A 17,169-nucleotide genomic window follows, 5' to 3' on the forward strand; every position below is an offset into this window, starting at 1 on the left:
ATTCTGCGCCGAGTGCCCGGTCGGCGTCGCCCGCCGGGACTCTCCGACTCCCCGCTCATCGGTGGTGGGCGTGCGCGCGCGACCAAAGGGCCGTCCAGCCGCCCGGACCGAGCCAGGAGGCGGGCACGCGCAGGCCGTGTTCGGCGATCCGGTCCCAGAACGCCTCGGTGTCGGCGCCCAGTTCGCGGGCGATCGGCAGGGCGTGCTGCCACGGGCCGTCCTCGTCGGACAGATCGGTGACGGGATAACCGGGCACGGTGACCGTACGCGGCGGCGTGACGGGGGCGAGCGCGATCGCCGGCGCACGGCAGGTGACCGTGACCGCGAGGGCGCAGAGCAGTGGCTCGGTCGCCCGGCGGGAGACGGCGCGGGCGATCACCGCGTCGTCCCGGCTCGCCAGGAGTCCGATCGCCCGGCGCGTACGGCGGGCCATCAGGTCGAGCGCGTGCGCGTCGGCGACCGCCGGCAGCTTGACCAGCCGGCGCAGCGCCTTGGGGAAGGGCGGGTCACCGAGCAACGGCGCGAGCCGATCGAAATGGTGCCGCAAGGCCGGATCCAGGGCCTCGACCGCGGTTCTCAGCGGACGAACCCCGGTGGCGGCCCACAGCCGATCGAGATCGACGGCCCCGTCGTCCAGCGCACGTCGGCAGGCGTCGGCCAGCTGGTCGGATCCCATACGCCGCAGCCGGGTGAGGGCGGCGTCCGGCGGGGTCTGCGCGAGGGCGGCGAAGGTCCCGATCACCTCCGCATCGACCTCGTCCCGCCAGGCGCGTTCGGCGAGCGTCTCGAGTGCCGGTCCGACCTCCTCGACCAAGCGGGGCCGGGGACGCTGCCGGCCGACGGGCTCGGGCGGGCTCTCGTCCTGAGGTTCCCCGGCCACCGTGGTCGCGGTCATACCGGGGATCGTGGCGACCCAGTCCCGGAATCGCTGCTCCAGGGACCACTCGGGGGTCTCGTTGAACCTCGCCGCGATCTCCGTGACCTGCCATCCTCGTACGGCGGGCCGGCGCGGGCTCAGTTCGGCGTTGAGGAGCAGGATTCCGTCCTTGTCGTACAGACCCGCCAGGCCGCACCGTCCGGCGGTCGCGTTGTCGCGGTAGTGCGGCCCGGCAATGCAGTTCCCCATGTAGTCCGACCACTCGGCCAGCGTGCGGGCGTTCCTCGCCACCCGGAAGCGGGCACCGGTACCCGGCACGATCGTGCCGTCCAGGGCCGCCAGCGGGGCCGGAACGGCGAACTCGCCGGTGAAGGCCTCCGTGATCGCGGTGGCCGCCATCAGGCCCGTGGTGAAGTCGGTCCAGGTCCGGGCGCCTCTGGGGGGTGTACCGCCGAGGGCGACGAGCTGCGCGGCACTGGAGACGGCCAGCGTGATGGAGTCCAGCCGTGGCGACAACGGCTCGGGCTCCGGCGGAGGCGGATCATGGTCGAACCAGGGGGCGCCGATGCCGGGTGTGGCCCGCGCCGCGTCGTGCCCGTACAGCGCGGCCAGAGCGTCGATCAGGTCGGCGTACCACAGCAGGTCGCCGACCACCTCGACCTCGGCGGGAGACGCTCCCGGTGAGGCGGCGAGCCTCCGGAAAAGCGGCTCCTCGTCCCCCAGAAGGGGACTCGTCCAGGGTGGGATGCCGCCCCATGCGTCCGGCGGCCGGGCGGAGCCATAGCCGGCGCCCTCGCGCCAGCTCCCCAGACCCGACCGCCCCCAGCCGCGCAGCACCTCGTCGCGGAGGCCCTTGGACTCCTCGAAGAGGTGTGCGGCCGTCTCGATGATCACCAGGGCGAAGTCGCGGGCGCACGCCAGCCGCTGCCTGACGTACGCCTCGAATCTGGCGTCGCGGGGCTTGCCATCGGTCAGCCTGCGGTGAATGTCGCGCACGTACGCGCCGGGCCGGGCCGGCAGGCCGGTCAGGCCCGGCACGGGACGCGTGGACCGGCCCTCGACCCGGTAAGGCTGGGCGTGGGCGGCGTGGATGGCCGGTGCCGAACGCGCCAGCCCCTCGTCGAAACCGTGGTCGGCGACGGCCATCGCCGTACGGAGGAGGGCCGTCGCCGCGAGCGCGTCCTGGAGCAGCCGGCCGAACACGTCCTGCCAGTGGTGGTAATGCGGCACCCACCGTGCCGCCTCGGCCAGGGACGGTTCACGACCGCCCAGCCAGGCTCTGAGCCACCCGACGATCAGCTCGTCCTCGTCGTGCCGACGGCGCGCACGAAGATCACAGATGCGGTCACGACGGCTCTGGGTGGCCAGCCGCCGTTCCCGTCGCGCACGCCCGGCGTGATGCTCCAGCACCCGCGCCCACAGGTCCGTGATCAGCGCCGGCCTGCGCGGCCGGGGTACCGGCTCGAGGACCTGCCGGAGGTGCTGCGCGAGCGCCGAGGGCGGGCCCGCCGGGGTGAGATCGGCGTCTTCCGGTGCCCGCAGCGCGAGGATCTGTTCCACCTGCTCCGGGCCGAGGACGTCACTGGCGGCCGACGCCAGGTGCACGGCGGCCCACCGGCCCTCATGGATCGCCCGCTCCGCGGCGGCCCCCACCCGTTTCGTCACCGCGGGCCCGAACAGCGCCACCAGAAACCCCGCCCGGTCGCCCAAGCGGTGCGCGTTCTCCACGCCCAGCACCCGCAACGCGGCCAGGACCGCGTCCCGCTGGTCTCCGCGCGCCCCGGCCAGGCGCGCGGAACGGAACCCCGACCCGAGATCGACACCCGCACCCGCCGCGACGACACCACCGGCCTTCACCAGGCGGGTCAGCTCGGCGACCGCGTCCCGGACCTCCTCATCGGCGGCCGCGACCGGCCCCAACGCGACGGCCGCGCCGGGCGGCACGGTCGACTCGTCCACCAACCTGGCCGGGCCCGACGACCGCGGAACCCAGACGCACAGGTCGGAGGCCACCACGCCACCCGCGAGCCGGATCTTCATCCGAGCCATCATCGCGGACACCGCCACACCGGCCAACGCGGTTTTTTCGGGTTCAGCCTCGCGTCACGGACTCGGCCGGCCGGCTGTGGGGCAGCACGGTCCGGAGCGTGATCGAGACCCGCCGGGAGCGGGGGAGCCGGCCGTGCGGACCCGGGTCGCTCTTGCGCGCCGCGATCGCGTGCCGCCAGGCGTACCGTGCCGGGCCGGTCATCACGCACAGGCTGCCGGGTTCCAGCCGGACGGGAATCCGTGTCGTCCCGTCAGGGTCGGTGAAATCCATCGTGACGGCCGACAGGAGACTCACCGAGACGACGACCGGGCCGAAACACGGAACACAGTCGACGTGGGCGCTGATGCCCTGCCCCGGCAGGTACTCATTGACGATCATCTGATCGGCCCGCCGGTCCATGTGGCCCTCCTCATCGAGGCGCGCCACCAGGGGCCGGGCCCACCCCGGGATCGGCGGCACGGGCGCCGACCGGCCGTCGGAGGAGACGCCTCGGCGCCCGTAGTCGTAGCGATGGCCGTAGTGCTGGACGCGGCGTCGCAGCTCGCCGGACCACGCGGCCGCGTCGATCCGGGCGACCAGGCGACCCTGCTCTGCCGCGTCCAGCCAGCCGGGAACGTACCGGACACCGGGGACGGAGATCATTTCGCCAATCTATTCGATTCCGTCACTCCGTACCGGGTGATCCTCCTTATCCGCGCCGAGGTCAGGGGCGGGCGTCGGCGAGGGCGGCGTCGACGACGGCGCGGGCCTCCTCCTGGACGCGCGCCAGGTGGTCCGGCCCCTTGAAGGACTCGGCGTAGATCTTGTAGACGTCCTCGGTGCCGGACGGGCGGGCGGCGAACCAGGCGTTCTCGGTGCAGACCTTCACACCGCCGAGCGGGGCGCCGTTGCCGGGGGCGTCGGTGAGCACCGTGGTGATCGGCTCGCCGGCCAGCGTGTCGGCGGTGATCTGCTCGGCGGACAGCTTCTTGAGGATCGCCTTCTCCTCCCGGGACGCGGGCGCGTCGACGCGCGCGTAGGCGGGGTCGCCGTACCGCGCGACGAGTTCGGCGTAGTTCTCGCTGGGGGAGCGGCCGGTGACGGCGGTGATCTCCGACGCCAGCAGGGCCAGGATGATGCCGTCCTTGTCGGTCGTCCACACCGAGCCGTCGCGCCGCAGGAACGAGGCGCCGGCGCTCTCCTCGCCGCCGAAGCCGAGCGAGCCGTCCAGCAGGCAGGGGACGAACCACTTGAACCCGACCGGGACCTCGACCAGGCGACGGCCCAGCCCGGCCGCCACCCTGTCGATCATGCTGCTGCTGACGAGGGTCTTGCCGACCCCTGCGTCCCCCGGCCACTCCGGCCGGTGGGCGTACAGGTAGGAGATCGCCACCGCGAGGAAGTGGTTGGGGTTCATCAGCCCGCGGTCCGGCGTGACGATGCCGTGGCGGTCGGCGTCCGCGTCGTTGCCCGTCGAGACCGCGAACTCGTCCTTGCGGGCGATGAGCGAGGCCATCGCGTACGGCGACGAGCAGTCCATCCGGATCTTGCCGTCCCAGTCCAGCGTCATGAACCGCCAGGTCGGGTCGGTGTGCGGGTTGACGACGGTCAGGTCGAGCCGGTGACGTTCGGCGATCTCGCCCCAGTACGCCACGCTCGCCCCGCCGAGCGGATCCGCGCCGATCCGGACCCCGGCGCCCCGGATGGCGTCGAGGTCGAGGACGGAGGGCAGGTCGTCGACGTACGCGCCGAGGAAGTCGTAGCGGCCGGTGGTGTCCGCGTTCAGGGCGCGTGCGTACGGGATGCGCCGGACCTCCTTGAGGTCGGCGGCGATCAGGGCGTTGGCCCGGTCCTGGATCCAGGAGGTCGCGTCGGTGTCGGCCGGCCCGCCGTTGGGCGGGTTGTACTTGAAACCGCCGTCCGCCGGCGGGTTGTGCGAGGGCGTCACGACGACGCCGTCCGCGAGACCCGTCGTCCGGCCCCGGTTGTAGGTCAGGATGGCGTGCGAGACCGCGGGCGTCGGCGTGTAGCCGTCCCGGCTGTCGATCAGCACCCGCACGCCGTTGGCGGCGAACACCTCCAGCGCCGACACGCGCGCGGGCTCCGACAGGGCGTGCGTGTCGATCCCCAGGAACAGCGGCCCGTCGACGCCCTGACGCGTCCGGTACTCGCAGATCGCCTGGCTGGTGGCGAGGATGTGCGCCTCGTTGAAGGCGGTGTTCAAGGCCGATCCGCGATGCCCGGACGTGCCGAACGCCACGCGTTGCTCCACCCGGGAGGGGTCGGGCTGCAAGGCGTAGTACGCCGTCACCAGGCGCGCGACGTCCACCAGGTCTTCCGGCTGCGCGGGCCGCCCCGCACGCTCATGCACCATCGGACACTCCTTGGCCCCTCGGGCCGTCGACGATTCCCACGACGCCAGTCTGTCCCAGTGCCGGTGTCGTAATCGAGGCGGCCTGGTGGTGACCGGCGGGAACAATTGTCGAGGAAGGGTAGTTGAAGCTTCAATCAACCAGGGAGGCCCGTCATGAACCTGCGACCCACGGTCGACATCCGCCGAGCCGACGAGCGCATGGCCACCAAGATCTCGTGGCTCGATTCAAAGCACTCGTTCTCCTTCGGCCACCACCACGACCCGGACAACACCCACCACGGGCTCCTGCTCGTCAACAACGACGACGTGGTCAAGCCCGGCACCGGCTTCGAGACGCACCCGCATCAGGACATGGAGATCGTCACCTGGGTGCTCCGCGGCTCGCTGGTCCACCAGGACTCCGAGGGGCACAACGGCGTGATCTACCCGGGCCTGGCGCAGCGCATGAGCGCCGGCACCGGGATCCTGCACTCGGAGAAGAACGACCACCGCGGACCGGTGGGCGGCGACGAGCCGACCGAGCCCGTCCACTTCGTCCAGATGTGGGTCGTGCCCGACGAGGCCGGGATCCGCCCCGGCTACGAGCAGCTGGAGATCGACGACGAGCTGCTGCGGGGTGGTCTCGTGACCGTGGCCTCCGGGATGGAGCGCCACGAGGGCGAGACGGCCATCCGCATCAAGAACAAGTACGCGGCGCTCCATGTGGCGCGGCTGCGGGCCGGCGACAGCGTGGCGCTGCCGGACGCTCCGTTCCTCCACCTGTTCGTGCCGCGCGGCAACGTCACCCTCGAAGGCGCGGGCGCGCTGAACGAGGGCGACGCGGTGCGGTTCACCGCGACGGGCGGCCAGCGGGTGACGGCCACCGAACCGGCGGAGATCCTCGTCTGGGAGATGCACGCCACGATCGCCGCCTGACGCGGGCCGGCGGGCGGTGTTCCGGAAGGCACCGCCCGCCTTCATCCGCCGGGACCGCTGTCCGCAATCGGACATCACGCCGCCATTGACGCGACCGCGCCGAGTGAGGATTCTCAAGCAGCCATATCCCGAAGATCGTTCGAGATTTCGAACGTCTGACCCGGAAGGCCGCTGCCTGTGGTCGGAGCCGCGAGGAGCCGGATGTCCAGGAAGCCCGCTGCCAGGGCGGCGCTCAGGCTGCTGATCGCCCTCGTCACATGCGCCGCCACGGCCGGCGGGCCGCTCACCGCGGCGTCGGCCCGGCCTCGCGTCACGCCGCAGGGGCCCGTGGCGGCGAGCGCGACCGGCGGGGACAGGAGCCTGGACTTCGACGCCGGCTGGCGGTTCGCCCTGGTCAACCCCGAGGGCATCACCGACCCGACGGGCGCGTACGCCCACGCCGCCGACCCCGCGTACGACGACTCCTCGTGGCGCCGCGTCGATCTCCCCCATGACTGGAGCATCGAACGCGACCCGACACCGACCGGCGGCACCGACGCCGGCACCGGCTTCCTGCAGGGGGGCCTCGGCTGGTACCGCAAGGCGTTCACCCTGCCGCCGTCGATGACCGGCAAGCGGATCTCCATCGACTTCGACGGCGTCTACATGGACTCCACCGTCTATCTGAACGGCCGGCAGATCGCGAACCACCACTACGGCTACACCGGGTTCGCCGCGGACCTGACCGGTTCGGTGCACACGGACGGCAGAACCCCGAACGTCGTCGCGGTGAAGGTCCAGAACCGGCTGCCGAGCAGCCGGTGGTACTCCGGCAGCGGGATTTACCGGGACGTCCACCTCACCGTGACCGACCCGGTGCACGTTCAGCGGCACGGCGTCTTCGTCACCACGCCGGACCTGGAGCACACCATCGGGTCCGGGTACGCGAACGTGCACGTCCGGACCGACGTCGCCGACGAGGGCGGCGGCACCGCCCGGGTCGCGGTCGTCTCCCGTGTCCAGGATGCCGGGGGCCGTACGGTGGCGCGGGCGACCTCGGACCTCACCGTGGGAGACCGGCCGGAGACCGCGACCGCGGACCTCCGGGTCGAGCACCCCACGCTCTGGTCGACCGACCGTCCCTACCTGTACTCCCTGCGCACCGATCTGGTCGTCGCCGGCCGCACGGTCGACACCACGACGACCCGCTTCGGGATCCGGTGGTTCCGCTTCGACCCGGACCAGGGCTTCTCCCTCAACGGCCGGTACACCAAGCTGAAGGGCGTCGACCTGCACCACGACGGCGGGGCGCTCGGCGCCGCCGTCACGAAGGACGCGCTGTACCGCCAGATGAGGCTCATGAAGAGCATGGGCGTCAACGCGTTCCGCACCTCGCACAACCCGCCGTCGCCGGAGATGGTGCAGGTCTGCGAGGAACTCGGGATCGTGATGATGGTCGAGGCGTTCGACACCTGGCGCACGCCCAAGGTCACGTACGACTACGGGCGTTTCTTCGACGCCGACAGCGACGCGGACATCACCGAGATGGTGAACGCCGCCAAGAACTCCCCGGCGGTCGTCCTGTGGTCGATCGGCAACGAGATCCCCGACTCGACGTCGCCGGTCGGCGTGCCCATCGCCAAGCGGCTGATCGGGGACATCCGGTCGATCGACACCAGCCGCCCGATCGTCATGGGCTCCGACAAGTACCGCAGCGTCCCGGCCCCCGGGTCGGCGCAGGACCAGATCCTCGGGCTGCTGGACGGGCTCGGGCTGAACTACAACACGGCGGGGTCGGTGGACGCGCTGCACGCGCGGTACCCCGGGAAGTTCTTCTTCGAGTCCGAGTCGTCGTCGGAGACCTCGACGCGCGGCGTCTACCAGGACCCCGACCAGCTCAACACCGGCGAGAACTACACCCCGGGCCGGCGGGGCACCTCGTCGTACGACAACAACCTCGCGTCCTGGACGATGAGCGGCGAGTACGGGCTGAAGAAGGACCGTGACCGGTGCTTCTTCGCCGGTGAGTTCCTGTGGTCCGGCATGGACTACATCGGCGAGCCCACGCCGTACGACGTCTTCCCGGTCAAGTCCTCCTTCTTCGGGGCCGTCGACACGGCGGGCTTCCCGAAGGACATGTACTACCTGTTCAAGAGCCAGTGGGCCGACGATCCGATGGTCCACCTGCTGCCGATGAACTGGACCGACCACAAACCGGGTGAGCGGGTACAGGTGTGGGCCTACTCCAACGCCGACACCGTCGAGCTGTTCCTGAACGGCAGGTCGCTGGGCACACGGAGGTTCGACCACAAGACGACGGCGGACGGGAGGGCGTACCTCGAGACGACCGAGGCCACCCACGACGACAAGAACGTCACCTCCGGTCCGTACCCGGGCAGCTACACCAGCCCCACCGGCAGCGCGGGCAAACTCCATCTGACCTGGGACGTTCCCTTCGCGCCCGGACGGATGACCGCCGTGGCACGGAGCGGCGGCAGGGTCGTGGCCACCGACGAGCTGAGGACCGCCGGGGCGCCGTACACGGTCCGTCTCTCTCCGGACCGGAAGGACATCACGGCCGACGGCCGGTCCCTGTCGTACGTCACCGCCGAGGTGGTGGACGCACGGGGCGTCGTCGTGCCGGGCGCCGAGAACGCGATCCACTTCGCGGTCACCGGAGGGAGCCTGGCGGGCCTGGACAACGGGCGTCAGGAGAGCGCGGAGAACTACAAGGCCCCGACCAGGCGGGCGTGGGCCGGAAAGGCGCTGGCGATCGTACGGGCGGGCGACCGCGCCGGGCCGGTGACGCTCACCGCGACGTCGCCCGGCCTGCGTCCGGCATCGGTGACGATCCAGGCACGTGCCGCCGCGAAGGTCGCCCAGGTCACGGCAATGCCTCAGGCGATCACCGCCCGAACGGCGGGCACGCCGGCGCGCGCGGCCTCCGGCGGCACGCCCGGAGGCCCCACGCGCGTGACGACGCCGGGGAGCACCACGGCCCCACGGAACCTGATGGCCCCCGAGCTGAGTCCCAGCGCGGACGCGAGCTACTCGGGCGCTCCCGACACGGTGCCCGCCGCGATGCTGGACGGCGTCACGACGTCCGGCGGCTGGTCGAACTACTACTCCAAAGCCGCCACGGCTCTGCTACCGCCGGTCAGCAGGGCACGCCCCGCCGACTGGATCTCGGTGTCCTGGCCGGAAGCCCACCGGTTCGGGACGATCAAGGCGTACTTCACCACCGGCTCCGGGCGTGCCCGGCCCGCCGGGACCGGCGTCACCTACCGGCGAGGCGGGCGGGACGTCCCGGTGCGCAACCTGAAGATCGACTGGGCGGACGGGTCGAACCAGCCGACCACGATCACCTTCGACCCGGTGACCGCGCCGAGCGTCCGGCTCGACCTGACGAGCCCGGCGCCCGGCACCACCACGGGGTTCCTCCAGGTGGCGGAGCTTCAGGTCACCGGCACGGCGGACGGCCCGTGACCGCCCCCGACCCGTGCGGGTCGGGCGCTCACCGAGCGGTCCACGGCGGGCGGAAGGGACCGGCGGCGACGCGGCGCGGTTCACCGCGACAGGCGGCCAGCGGGTGACGGCCACCGAACCGGCGGAGATCCTCGTCTGGGAGATGCACGCCACGATCGCCGCGTGACGGCGTGACGGCGTGACGGCGTGACGGCGCGGCCGGGTCGCCGGGTGACCGTGTGACCGGGTGGCCACGCGACCGCGTGACCGGATGGCCGCGTGGCCGGGGCCGGCGGGCGGGCGCCTGGGCGTGCCGCTCGCCGGCATCGGGGGTCAGGCCCGTCGTCCGGCGGCCATGGCGACGGCACGGGCGAGGGAGTCGGCGCTCCGGGCCAGCAGCGGCCCGGCGATCGCGAGGATCAGCACGTACGCCGCGGCGAGCGGACCGAGGCGCGGATTCGTCCCCGCGCCGACCGCCAGGCCCGCGACGACGATGCTGAACTCGCCGCGAGGGACCAGCGCGGTTCCGGCGCGCAGACGGCCGGCCGGGCCCACTCCCGCCCGCCGGGCCGCAACCCACCCGGTCGCGAGCTTGGTGGCCACGCCCGCGATCGCCAGTGCTGCGGCGATTCCGGCGACCGGCGGCAGGTCCGCCGGATCGGTATGCAGGCCGAAGAACACGAAGAACACCGCCGCGAACAGGTCCCGGAGCGGACTGAGCAGCTGCCGGGCGTCATGGGCGAGCGGTCCGGACAGCGCGATGCCGACAAGGAACGCCCCCACGGCGGCCGACACCTGCAGCTGCTGGGCGAGCCCCGCGACCAGGACGGTCAGGCCCAGCACCTTCAGCAGGAGCACCTCACGGCTGGGGCTCGCGACGAAGCGCTGCACGATCCCGCCGTGCCGCAGCGCGACGAACAGGATCACGCTGATGGTCGCCCCGGCGGCGAGCAGGGCGAGCCCGCCGCCGAGCAGCCCCGCCCCCGCGAGCAGCGCCGTGAGGATCGGCAGGTACGCGGCCATCGCCAGGTCCTCGAAGACCAGCACCGACAGCACGCTGGGCGTCTCGCGGTTCCCCAGCCGGCCCAGGTCGCCCATCACCTTCGCGGTGATCCCTGAGGACGTGACGTACGTGATGCCGCCCAGCGCCACCGCCGCCACCGGGCCCCACCCCAGCAGCAGAGCGGCGGCGACGCCGGGGGTCGCGTTCAGGATCAGGTCGGACAGCCCCACGGGTGCGGAGGTCCGCAGAGTGGTCACCAGCTCATCGGCGGTGTACTCCAGGCCGAGGGTGAACAGCAGGAGGATCACGCCGACCTCGGCGCCGACCGAGACGAACTCCTCGCTGGTCGTCAGCGGAAGCACGCCACCGGATCCGAACGCGAGGCCGGCCAGCAGGTACAGCGGGATCGGCGACACGGAGAACCGGACCGCGACCGCGCCGAGCAGCCCGAGGCCCAGGATGATGGCACCGAGTTCGATCAGTTGAATGGCCGAGTGCATGGGCGGCTACCCCGTGCCCAGCAGCGCGGCGACGGCCGCGGTGCCGTCGGCGGTGCCGACCACCAGGACGATGTCGCCCGCCCGGAAGACGAAGTCCGGGCGCGGGCTCGCGACCACGTCGCCGCCGCGGACGACGGCCACGATCGACGCGCCGGTCCGCGTGCGGGCCCGGGTGTCGCCGAGCGGCCGCCCGTCATAGGGCGAACCGGCGATGATCGGGACCTGCTCACTGACCAGGCCCTCGACCTGGCGGTGCAGTTCGGTCAGCCGCTCGACGACACGCGCGGTGCCGAGGAGTTCGCCGGCCGCGCCGGCCTCCTCAGCGGTCAGCACGATCGTCGTGGCGGCGCTGTCGGGGTCGTCCCGGTCGAAGATGACCACGTCGCGGCGGCCGCTGTGGTGGGACACGATCCCGACGCGCCGGCCGCGGGCCGTCATGAACACGTGCTGCAGGCCGATACCCGGCAAGGAGGTGCGTTCGATCTCCACGAGAGTCCTTTCAGGCTCGTCGTTCGGTACGGGATCTCACTGGTCGTAGGCCGCGTAGACCATTGCCAGCACATTCGCGGCGATCATCACCGCCAGGGCCGGCAGACCGAGACGCGTGTCGTCGCGGCGGAACATCGCACCGAACAGCAGCGCACCGCCGAGGACGAGGACGGCGATGGCGACGAAAAGGTAGGTCACTGTCGTTTCTCCACGTAGAACGCCGGCGCGAGACACCGGCGGTCCGCGAGCCGGCGGCGGCATGGCGCACCAGCGGCATCGGCGCGTGGCATGGCGCACCGGCGGTATGGGCGCGTCGGTGTCATGGCGCGCCGGCCCGCGGACGGGGCATGGTCGAGGACGGGCGCACCGTCACGCGGCGGGAACGCCCGTGTTCCGGGGAACGGACACCCGGATAAGCGACGGCGACCGGCGGCCCGTTGTCGAGGCTGCCCGATTACGCCGACGCGGAAAGGACAGAGATCGGAGGCGCCCGGCCGCCCCGCGCCGGCCGGTCACCCGACGGCGTACGGGAGGAGGCCCGGTGCGGCCCTCGCCACCAGACGGGCAGCCCCGCCGCGATCGACGTGCCCTTCGGGTCGGCCGCCCTCAGAGGTGCCTTGTCGGCCTGCCGATGCTCGCCGAGCCGGGGCTGGTGCCGGCCGTGCTCGGCGGCACCGGCGGCGCCCGTGGCCGGCGCGGCCGCCACTGTGGAGGTCAGGGGATGGACGCCCGGAGACGAAGCGGAGGTGCCGTCGAATACGCGGCCGGCACCGAGCAACAGCAGCAGCGAGACCAAGACCGCCGGAACCCACCGGCGCATCCGCTCGCCCGACACCGTCGCCCTCCTCCCATCTACCGTGACGACACACCTCATCAGGACCCTACCGGCAACCGCCGCCCCGATCCGCGGGCCGACGGCATGACGCGCGACCCGCGGACGGGGCTCCACCGGCGGTCCGCAGGTCGCGGACGGGGCTCTGCTGGCGGTCTGCCGGTGGCGGAGGGGCGTCGAGGGTCGCCACGTCCGCTGGCTCCGGCCCCAGGTCGGCGGCTTCGCGACCCGCTGGCCGGGCGACACTCGGTCGGCCCGGCCGTTCATGGTGGACGCGGCCTACTGCTGGTCAACCAGATCTCCGACCTTGTCCGTACGTCCCGTACGGCCGACGGCACGCGCATCCAGGTCCACTTCGCCGTCGGCTCCTGATCGCCCCGGCTCCTGATCGCCCCGGGTTCTGCCGGGGCGCGGGCCCTGCCCGTGACGGGCGATCGGGATCGGCTCCCGATCGCCCACCCGGAATCACCTGACCCGGGGCCGCCGTTCGCACCCGGCCGCCCACAGGCGACCGCGCCGCGACTGACGATAAATGCGCCATCGCATTCCGAATCGACCGCAATGCGCGGTCTCTTTCAACTGTGCCGGTAACAGACTGTAGCGTCAAGAGCACAAACAGTAAACAATCGTTCAGCGCCCCCATTCGGCCGAATCCGGGGTGCACCCCACCGGACCGGCGACATCGTCACGAGGCCACGCTCCTTGCCGGCCGTCGTATCGTCACCGGCGTACGTCACCTGCGGACCGGGCTGGCGAGCGGCGGTCACCCGCCGACCGGCTCGGCGGTAGCCAGGTGGATCAGGGCAGGAGCCCTGGGGCCGGCGGGCCGTACGAGGTGGATCAGGTCGGCGTCGGCGAGAGGCGGTCACCCGCAAATCGATGCGGCGGAAGCAGAGTGGATCACTCACGGTCCGGCTCGCGTCATCGGCTCGCGTCATCGGCCCGCGTCACCGGCCCGCGGCCGGCTTGCGCCGGTCGCGGGCCGGGCCGGTGCTGTCATCGCTTGTCGCGGCCGAGCGCCCTGCGGACCACGTCGCGGGTCCGGTCGGCGGCGGCGGCGAACGTGCCGATCAGGATGTTCTTGGTGGCGGACTCCACGCCCGGGTGCGGGTGGGTGGGCGCCGTCGCCTCCGCCGCCTTGATCGCCGCGGCGAGGCCGCGCAGTTCCGGGCCGCCCATCTCCCGCAGCCGGGTGAACTCCTCGCGTTCCTCGTGCTCGGCGTGGTCGATGACGGACTTGCGGAATTCGGTGAACAGCGGTTCGAAGCCGGCCGCCGAGGTGCCCATCTTCTCCAGGGCCTGCAGGACCCGCTTACCCTCGTTCTCCTCCTGCAGCCGGGCGTCGATGATCTGGTCGCCGTCCGGGATGACCCGGCGGGCCAATGGGTGGACGACCTCCTCCTCGGCGGTCTCGTGCACGGCCAGGAAGCGGCAGAGCTTCTCGAACGCCTCCTCACGGGCATGGCCTGTGCTCTTGTCGACCTCTTCGAAGAGGCGGCGGATCTCCTGGTGCTGGTGGATGAGCAGGTCGATCGCGTCCTTCTCCGGCATCGTCTCAGGTCGCTGAGTCATCGCGCGTTCCTTCCCCCTGGTGTCTCCCCGTATGTGCCTATTGCGACATTGCCGGTGCCGACCTGCTTAAACTCTGGACCGAGCGGTACCGTCCCGTCCGGAAAAGGGGCTTTTCGCGCGGCCACTTTCTTCGATCATGTCGGTGGGACGACCCTGGTTTTGATCAACGGTCTCTAGCCTGATCTTCGGAATGGTCACGGACGGGTGACGCCCGGTCACGTGGCCGTCGTCGGAGCCCGGGAGGCGTGCCATGCCCCGCACCAGGAGATCCGTTCTCGAAGGCCGGTGGCCGTGCCGCCGTGGCTGAGGGCGGCCGGTGCGGCCCTCGCGGCGCTCGTGCTGGCCGACGTGCTGAGCGTGGCGCTCGGCCGGTACGCCCTGCGGCACGGCCTCACCGACCGGCCGGACGTGCGCAAGGCGCACACGCGGCCGACCCCGTACCTCGGCGGCGTCGCGATCGCCGTGGGCGCGCTGGCCGCGGGCACGGTGGCGATCTCCCACTGGGATCGGCGGATCGCGGTCGTCGTCCTCGCCGGCGTCGTCGTCGCCCTCGTCGGCCTGTTCGACGATCTGCGGCCGACTCACCCGGCGTTCCGGCTGGTCGTGGAGGGTGGCGCCGCCACGGCGGTGGTCCTGGCCGGGGGACGCATCGGCCTCTTCGGGCACTGGCTGGACCCCGTCGTGACGGCGGTGTGGATCGTCGTGCTCGCCAACTCCTTCAACCTCCTGGACAACATGGACGGTGCGGCCGCGGCGGTCGCCGTCGGCAGTGCCTGGCTCATCGGCGCGGCGGCCTACCTGGGGGGCCAGAGCGGCCTGGCCTTGCTGCTGATGTCACTGTCGGCGGCGTGCCTGGGATTCCTCGTGCACAACTGGGCGCCCGCCCGGATGTTCATGGGCGACGCCGGCTCGCTGTTCATCGGCTTCGTCCTGGCGGCCGCCGCCGTCATGGTCCGGGTGCCCGGCGGCACTACGGCGAGGCTGGCGGAGCTCTTCCTGTTCACGTTCGTCGCCACCGTCGACACCTGTCTGGTGATGATCGCGCGTCCCCGCGCCGGGCTGTCCTGTTTCACGGCCGGCACCGACCACGTGTCCCACCGCTTGAAGGCGATGGGGCTCACCGTCCGTCAGGTCGGCCTGGCCCTGTTCGCCGTCGCGGCCGTGGCGGGGCTGTGCGGGGTCGGCGTGGCCGCCGCGCGGTTGCCCGGGCTCGCCATGCTCGCGGCGGCGGCCGTCGGGGGCGCCGGGCTGATCAGGCTCCTGTTGAACGTCCCGGTGTACGCGGCCCGGGCGGGCGCGCCGGAGCCCGCGTCCGTCCTCAAGCCGGCGGACTCGCAGGCGGCGGCTCATCCCGGCCGCCACCGCTCCCTCTCCGCACCGAGGCTCCGCGTCGTTCACGACGCGGAGAAAAAGCAGTCAGAAAACGATGATTTCCCCACAGAAATGGGGACGCAGCCGGGTTTGAGGCGGCTGCTGCACATCGACGACCGGCGACAATAAGCGCTTTCCTCGCGGACCCGCTGAGCAGTGGTTCTTGACCGGTTCCTCCGGCGCGCTCGAATAGCATCGGTGCCGACCGATCGGTTTTCTCACGCGAGGTGACGCCGAGGATGGACATCAGTTACCAGGAGACCCAAGACCGTCTCGCGAGCCGCATCCGCGCCCACAAACTCTTCGGGAACTTCGAGATCGGCGATTGGATCGACGCCTTCCTCGCCCGGAGCCGGCCGCGTCACGTCCTCGACCTCGGGTGCGGGGACGGCAACCACCTCGGCCTCTTCCTGCGGCACGTCGGCGAGGACGGCACCGTGACCGGGATCGACCGCGACGGCGGACTGATCGAGCGGGCGAGCCGGCGCCATCCGGACGCCGACAACCTCGCCCTGCACATCGGGTCGATGGACGACGGGCTGCCGTTCGCCGACGGGTCCTTCGACCTGTGCATGGCGAACTTCTCGATCTACAACGCCCGGGACGCCGACTTCACGCTGCGCGAGTTGCACCGGGTGCTGGTGTCCGGGGGCGAGTTGGTGATGATCGGTCCTACTCCGGGCAACGTCATGGAGCTGTACGCGTTCAACGAGAAGGTGACCGGTCGCCGGGTCGACGACAAGACGCTGCGGCGCACGGAGCGCATCGTCAAGGAGTTCCTGCCGCGTTCGCTTCAGATCTTCGGTCGGATCCGGGCAGAAGTGCTCAATTCAGTCCTCACTTTTCCAGATCGGGAGGAGTTTCTTCGCTACTTCTGTTCGACCCTCCTCTATGAGGAGATCGCCGAACGCGAGGGTTACTCGCTCGACGACCTCAAGGCCTACTGCCCGGCGAACGGTGAGATGCTCGTCTCGAAGGAAATGGTCGCCGTGATGGCGACGAGATGATCCTCAGACCCTGGCGAAGAGCGAGTCGCACATGACCATCGACTGGGCGGACCAGCGGCTCCTCGTGGTCGCTCCCCATCCCGATGACGAGCTCCTGGGCTGCGGCGCGCTCATGAGCCGGGTGAAACGTGCCGGGGGTCAGGTGTTCGTCCTCTTCGTCACCGTGGGGGACACGCGTGACATCTCGCGGACCGGCCGCTCGACCGGCCGCGAACGCGAACGGGAGGTCGACGACGTCGCGAAGTACGCCGACCTGGACGGTCACCACCTCGCACTGCCGGGCGATGAGTTCCACCTCAGGCTCGACCGGCTGCCCCAGCAGCGTCTGATCGACCTCATCGAGCGCGACGGCCCGCTCGCCGTCTCCCGGATCCGTCCGTCCGTCGTCCTGATCCCCGAGCTCAGCAGCTACAACCAGGACCACCGGGCAGTCGCCGCCGCGGCGATAACCGCGCTGCGACCGGGCCCCCGGCGGGATCGTCACCAGCCGGACCTGATCCTCATGTACGAGGAGGTGGCCGACGGCTGGAGCGGCGAGACGGCCTCGCCCCGGGACTTCTACGTCGTCGTCGAGCCGGTCGATCTCGATCGCAAGATCGAGGGGCTCCGTCGCTACCCGAGCCAGTGGCGCACGCACCCGCACACGCGGTCGGAGGAGGCGCTCCGTGCGCTCGCTGCGGTCCGCGGAGCGCAGTGCGGCGAGCCGCTGGCCGAGGCGTTCCACTGCCTGCGCTGGAAGGGCTGAGGACCGACGCC

Annotated in this window: 14 protein-coding genes; 6 read left to right on the top strand and 8 right to left on the bottom strand. The window is 71.6% G+C overall.

The genetic code is table 11. The annotated features are described in order from the left end of the window. Positions 1-55: 55 nt before the first annotated feature. The 3 genes from ABEA24_RS19610 to pgm form a co-directional block, all read right to left on the bottom strand. Positions 56-2,917 carry a hypothetical protein gene (locus tag ABEA24_RS19610; RefSeq protein WP_345432367.1) on the bottom strand — a complete coding sequence of 954 codons (2,862 nt, stop codon included), beginning with the start codon at positions 2,915-2,917 and terminating at the stop codon, positions 56-58. 52 nt (positions 2,918-2,969) lie between these two features. Next, positions 2,970-3,569 (bottom strand): alpha-ketoglutarate-dependent dioxygenase AlkB, encoded by a 600-nt coding sequence (locus ABEA24_RS19615; protein WP_345432368.1) that lies wholly within the window; start codon positions 3,567-3,569, stop codon positions 2,970-2,972. A 61-nt stretch (positions 3,570-3,630) separates the two neighbouring features. Further along, a complete protein-coding gene (gene pgm / locus ABEA24_RS19620; protein ID WP_345432369.1) occupies positions 3,631-5,280 on the bottom strand; it encodes a phosphoglucomutase (alpha-D-glucose-1,6-bisphosphate-dependent) in 1,650 nt (549 codons plus the stop codon). Between the two features lie 153 nt (positions 5,281-5,433). Here pgm and ABEA24_RS19625 point away from each other — a divergent pair, with 153 nt between their 5' ends. The 3 genes from ABEA24_RS19625 to ABEA24_RS19635 all read left to right on the top strand — a co-directional run bounded on the left by ABEA24_RS19625 (position 5,434) and on the right by ABEA24_RS19635 (position 9,826). Beyond that, positions 5,434-6,195 (top strand): pirin family protein, encoded by a 762-nt coding sequence (locus tag ABEA24_RS19625; protein ID WP_345432370.1) that lies wholly within the window; start codon positions 5,434-5,436, stop codon positions 6,193-6,195. A gap of 201 nt (positions 6,196-6,396) precedes the next feature. Beyond that, positions 6,397-9,660: a glycoside hydrolase family 2 TIM barrel-domain containing protein gene (locus ABEA24_RS19630; RefSeq protein WP_345432371.1), complete on the top strand. Its 3,264-nt coding sequence runs from the start codon at positions 6,397-6,399 to the stop codon at positions 9,658-9,660. A gap of 13 nt (positions 9,661-9,673) precedes the next feature. Next, positions 9,674-9,826, top strand: a complete 153-nt coding sequence (locus tag ABEA24_RS19635) for a hypothetical protein (protein WP_345432372.1) — start codon at positions 9,674-9,676, stop codon at positions 9,824-9,826. 146 nt (positions 9,827-9,972) lie between these two features. Here ABEA24_RS19635 and ABEA24_RS19640 read toward each other — a convergent pair whose 3' ends face one another. The 5 genes from ABEA24_RS19640 to ABEA24_RS19660 form a co-directional block, all read right to left on the bottom strand. Next, entirely contained in the window at positions 9,973-11,142 is a 1,170-nt protein-coding gene (locus tag ABEA24_RS19640; RefSeq protein WP_345432373.1) for a cation:proton antiporter, read from the bottom strand. A 6-nt stretch (positions 11,143-11,148) separates the two neighbouring features. Continuing rightward, the gene (locus ABEA24_RS19645) at positions 11,149-11,631 is read right to left on the bottom strand and encodes a cation:proton antiporter regulatory subunit (protein ID WP_345432374.1); all 483 of its coding nucleotides are present in this window, start codon (positions 11,629-11,631) and stop codon (positions 11,149-11,151) included. 36 nt (positions 11,632-11,667) lie between these two features. Then, complete coding sequence (locus ABEA24_RS19650; protein WP_345432375.1) at positions 11,668-11,829, bottom strand: hypothetical protein; 162 nt, start codon at positions 11,827-11,829, stop codon at positions 11,668-11,670. A gap of 256 nt (positions 11,830-12,085) precedes the next feature. Further along, positions 12,086-12,466, bottom strand: a complete 381-nt coding sequence (locus ABEA24_RS19655) for a hypothetical protein (RefSeq protein ID WP_345432376.1) — start codon at positions 12,464-12,466, stop codon at positions 12,086-12,088. Between the two features lie 993 nt (positions 12,467-13,459). Continuing rightward, a complete protein-coding gene (locus ABEA24_RS19660; RefSeq protein WP_345432377.1) occupies positions 13,460-14,035 on the bottom strand; it encodes a hemerythrin domain-containing protein in 576 nt (191 codons plus the stop codon). Positions 14,036-14,254: 219 nt separating this feature from the next. Here ABEA24_RS19660 and ABEA24_RS19665 point away from each other — a divergent pair, with 219 nt between their 5' ends. From ABEA24_RS19665 to ABEA24_RS19675, 3 genes are all read left to right on the top strand, one after another. Beyond that, positions 14,255-15,535, top strand: a complete 1,281-nt coding sequence (locus tag ABEA24_RS19665; RefSeq protein WP_345432378.1) for an MraY family glycosyltransferase — start codon at positions 14,255-14,257, stop codon at positions 15,533-15,535. Positions 15,536-15,645: 110 nt separating this feature from the next. Continuing rightward, complete coding sequence (locus ABEA24_RS19670; RefSeq protein WP_345432380.1) at positions 15,646-16,413, top strand: class I SAM-dependent methyltransferase; 768 nt, start codon at positions 15,646-15,648, stop codon at positions 16,411-16,413. A 31-nt stretch (positions 16,414-16,444) separates the two neighbouring features. After that, positions 16,445-17,158 (top strand): PIG-L deacetylase family protein, encoded by a 714-nt coding sequence (locus ABEA24_RS19675; protein WP_345432381.1) that lies wholly within the window; start codon positions 16,445-16,447, stop codon positions 17,156-17,158. Positions 17,159-17,169 lie beyond the last annotated feature (11 nt).

Source organism: Actinoallomurus vinaceus, from assembly GCF_039542055.1.
Classification (GTDB): domain Bacteria; phylum Actinomycetota; class Actinomycetes; order Streptosporangiales; family Streptosporangiaceae; genus Actinoallomurus; species Actinoallomurus vinaceus.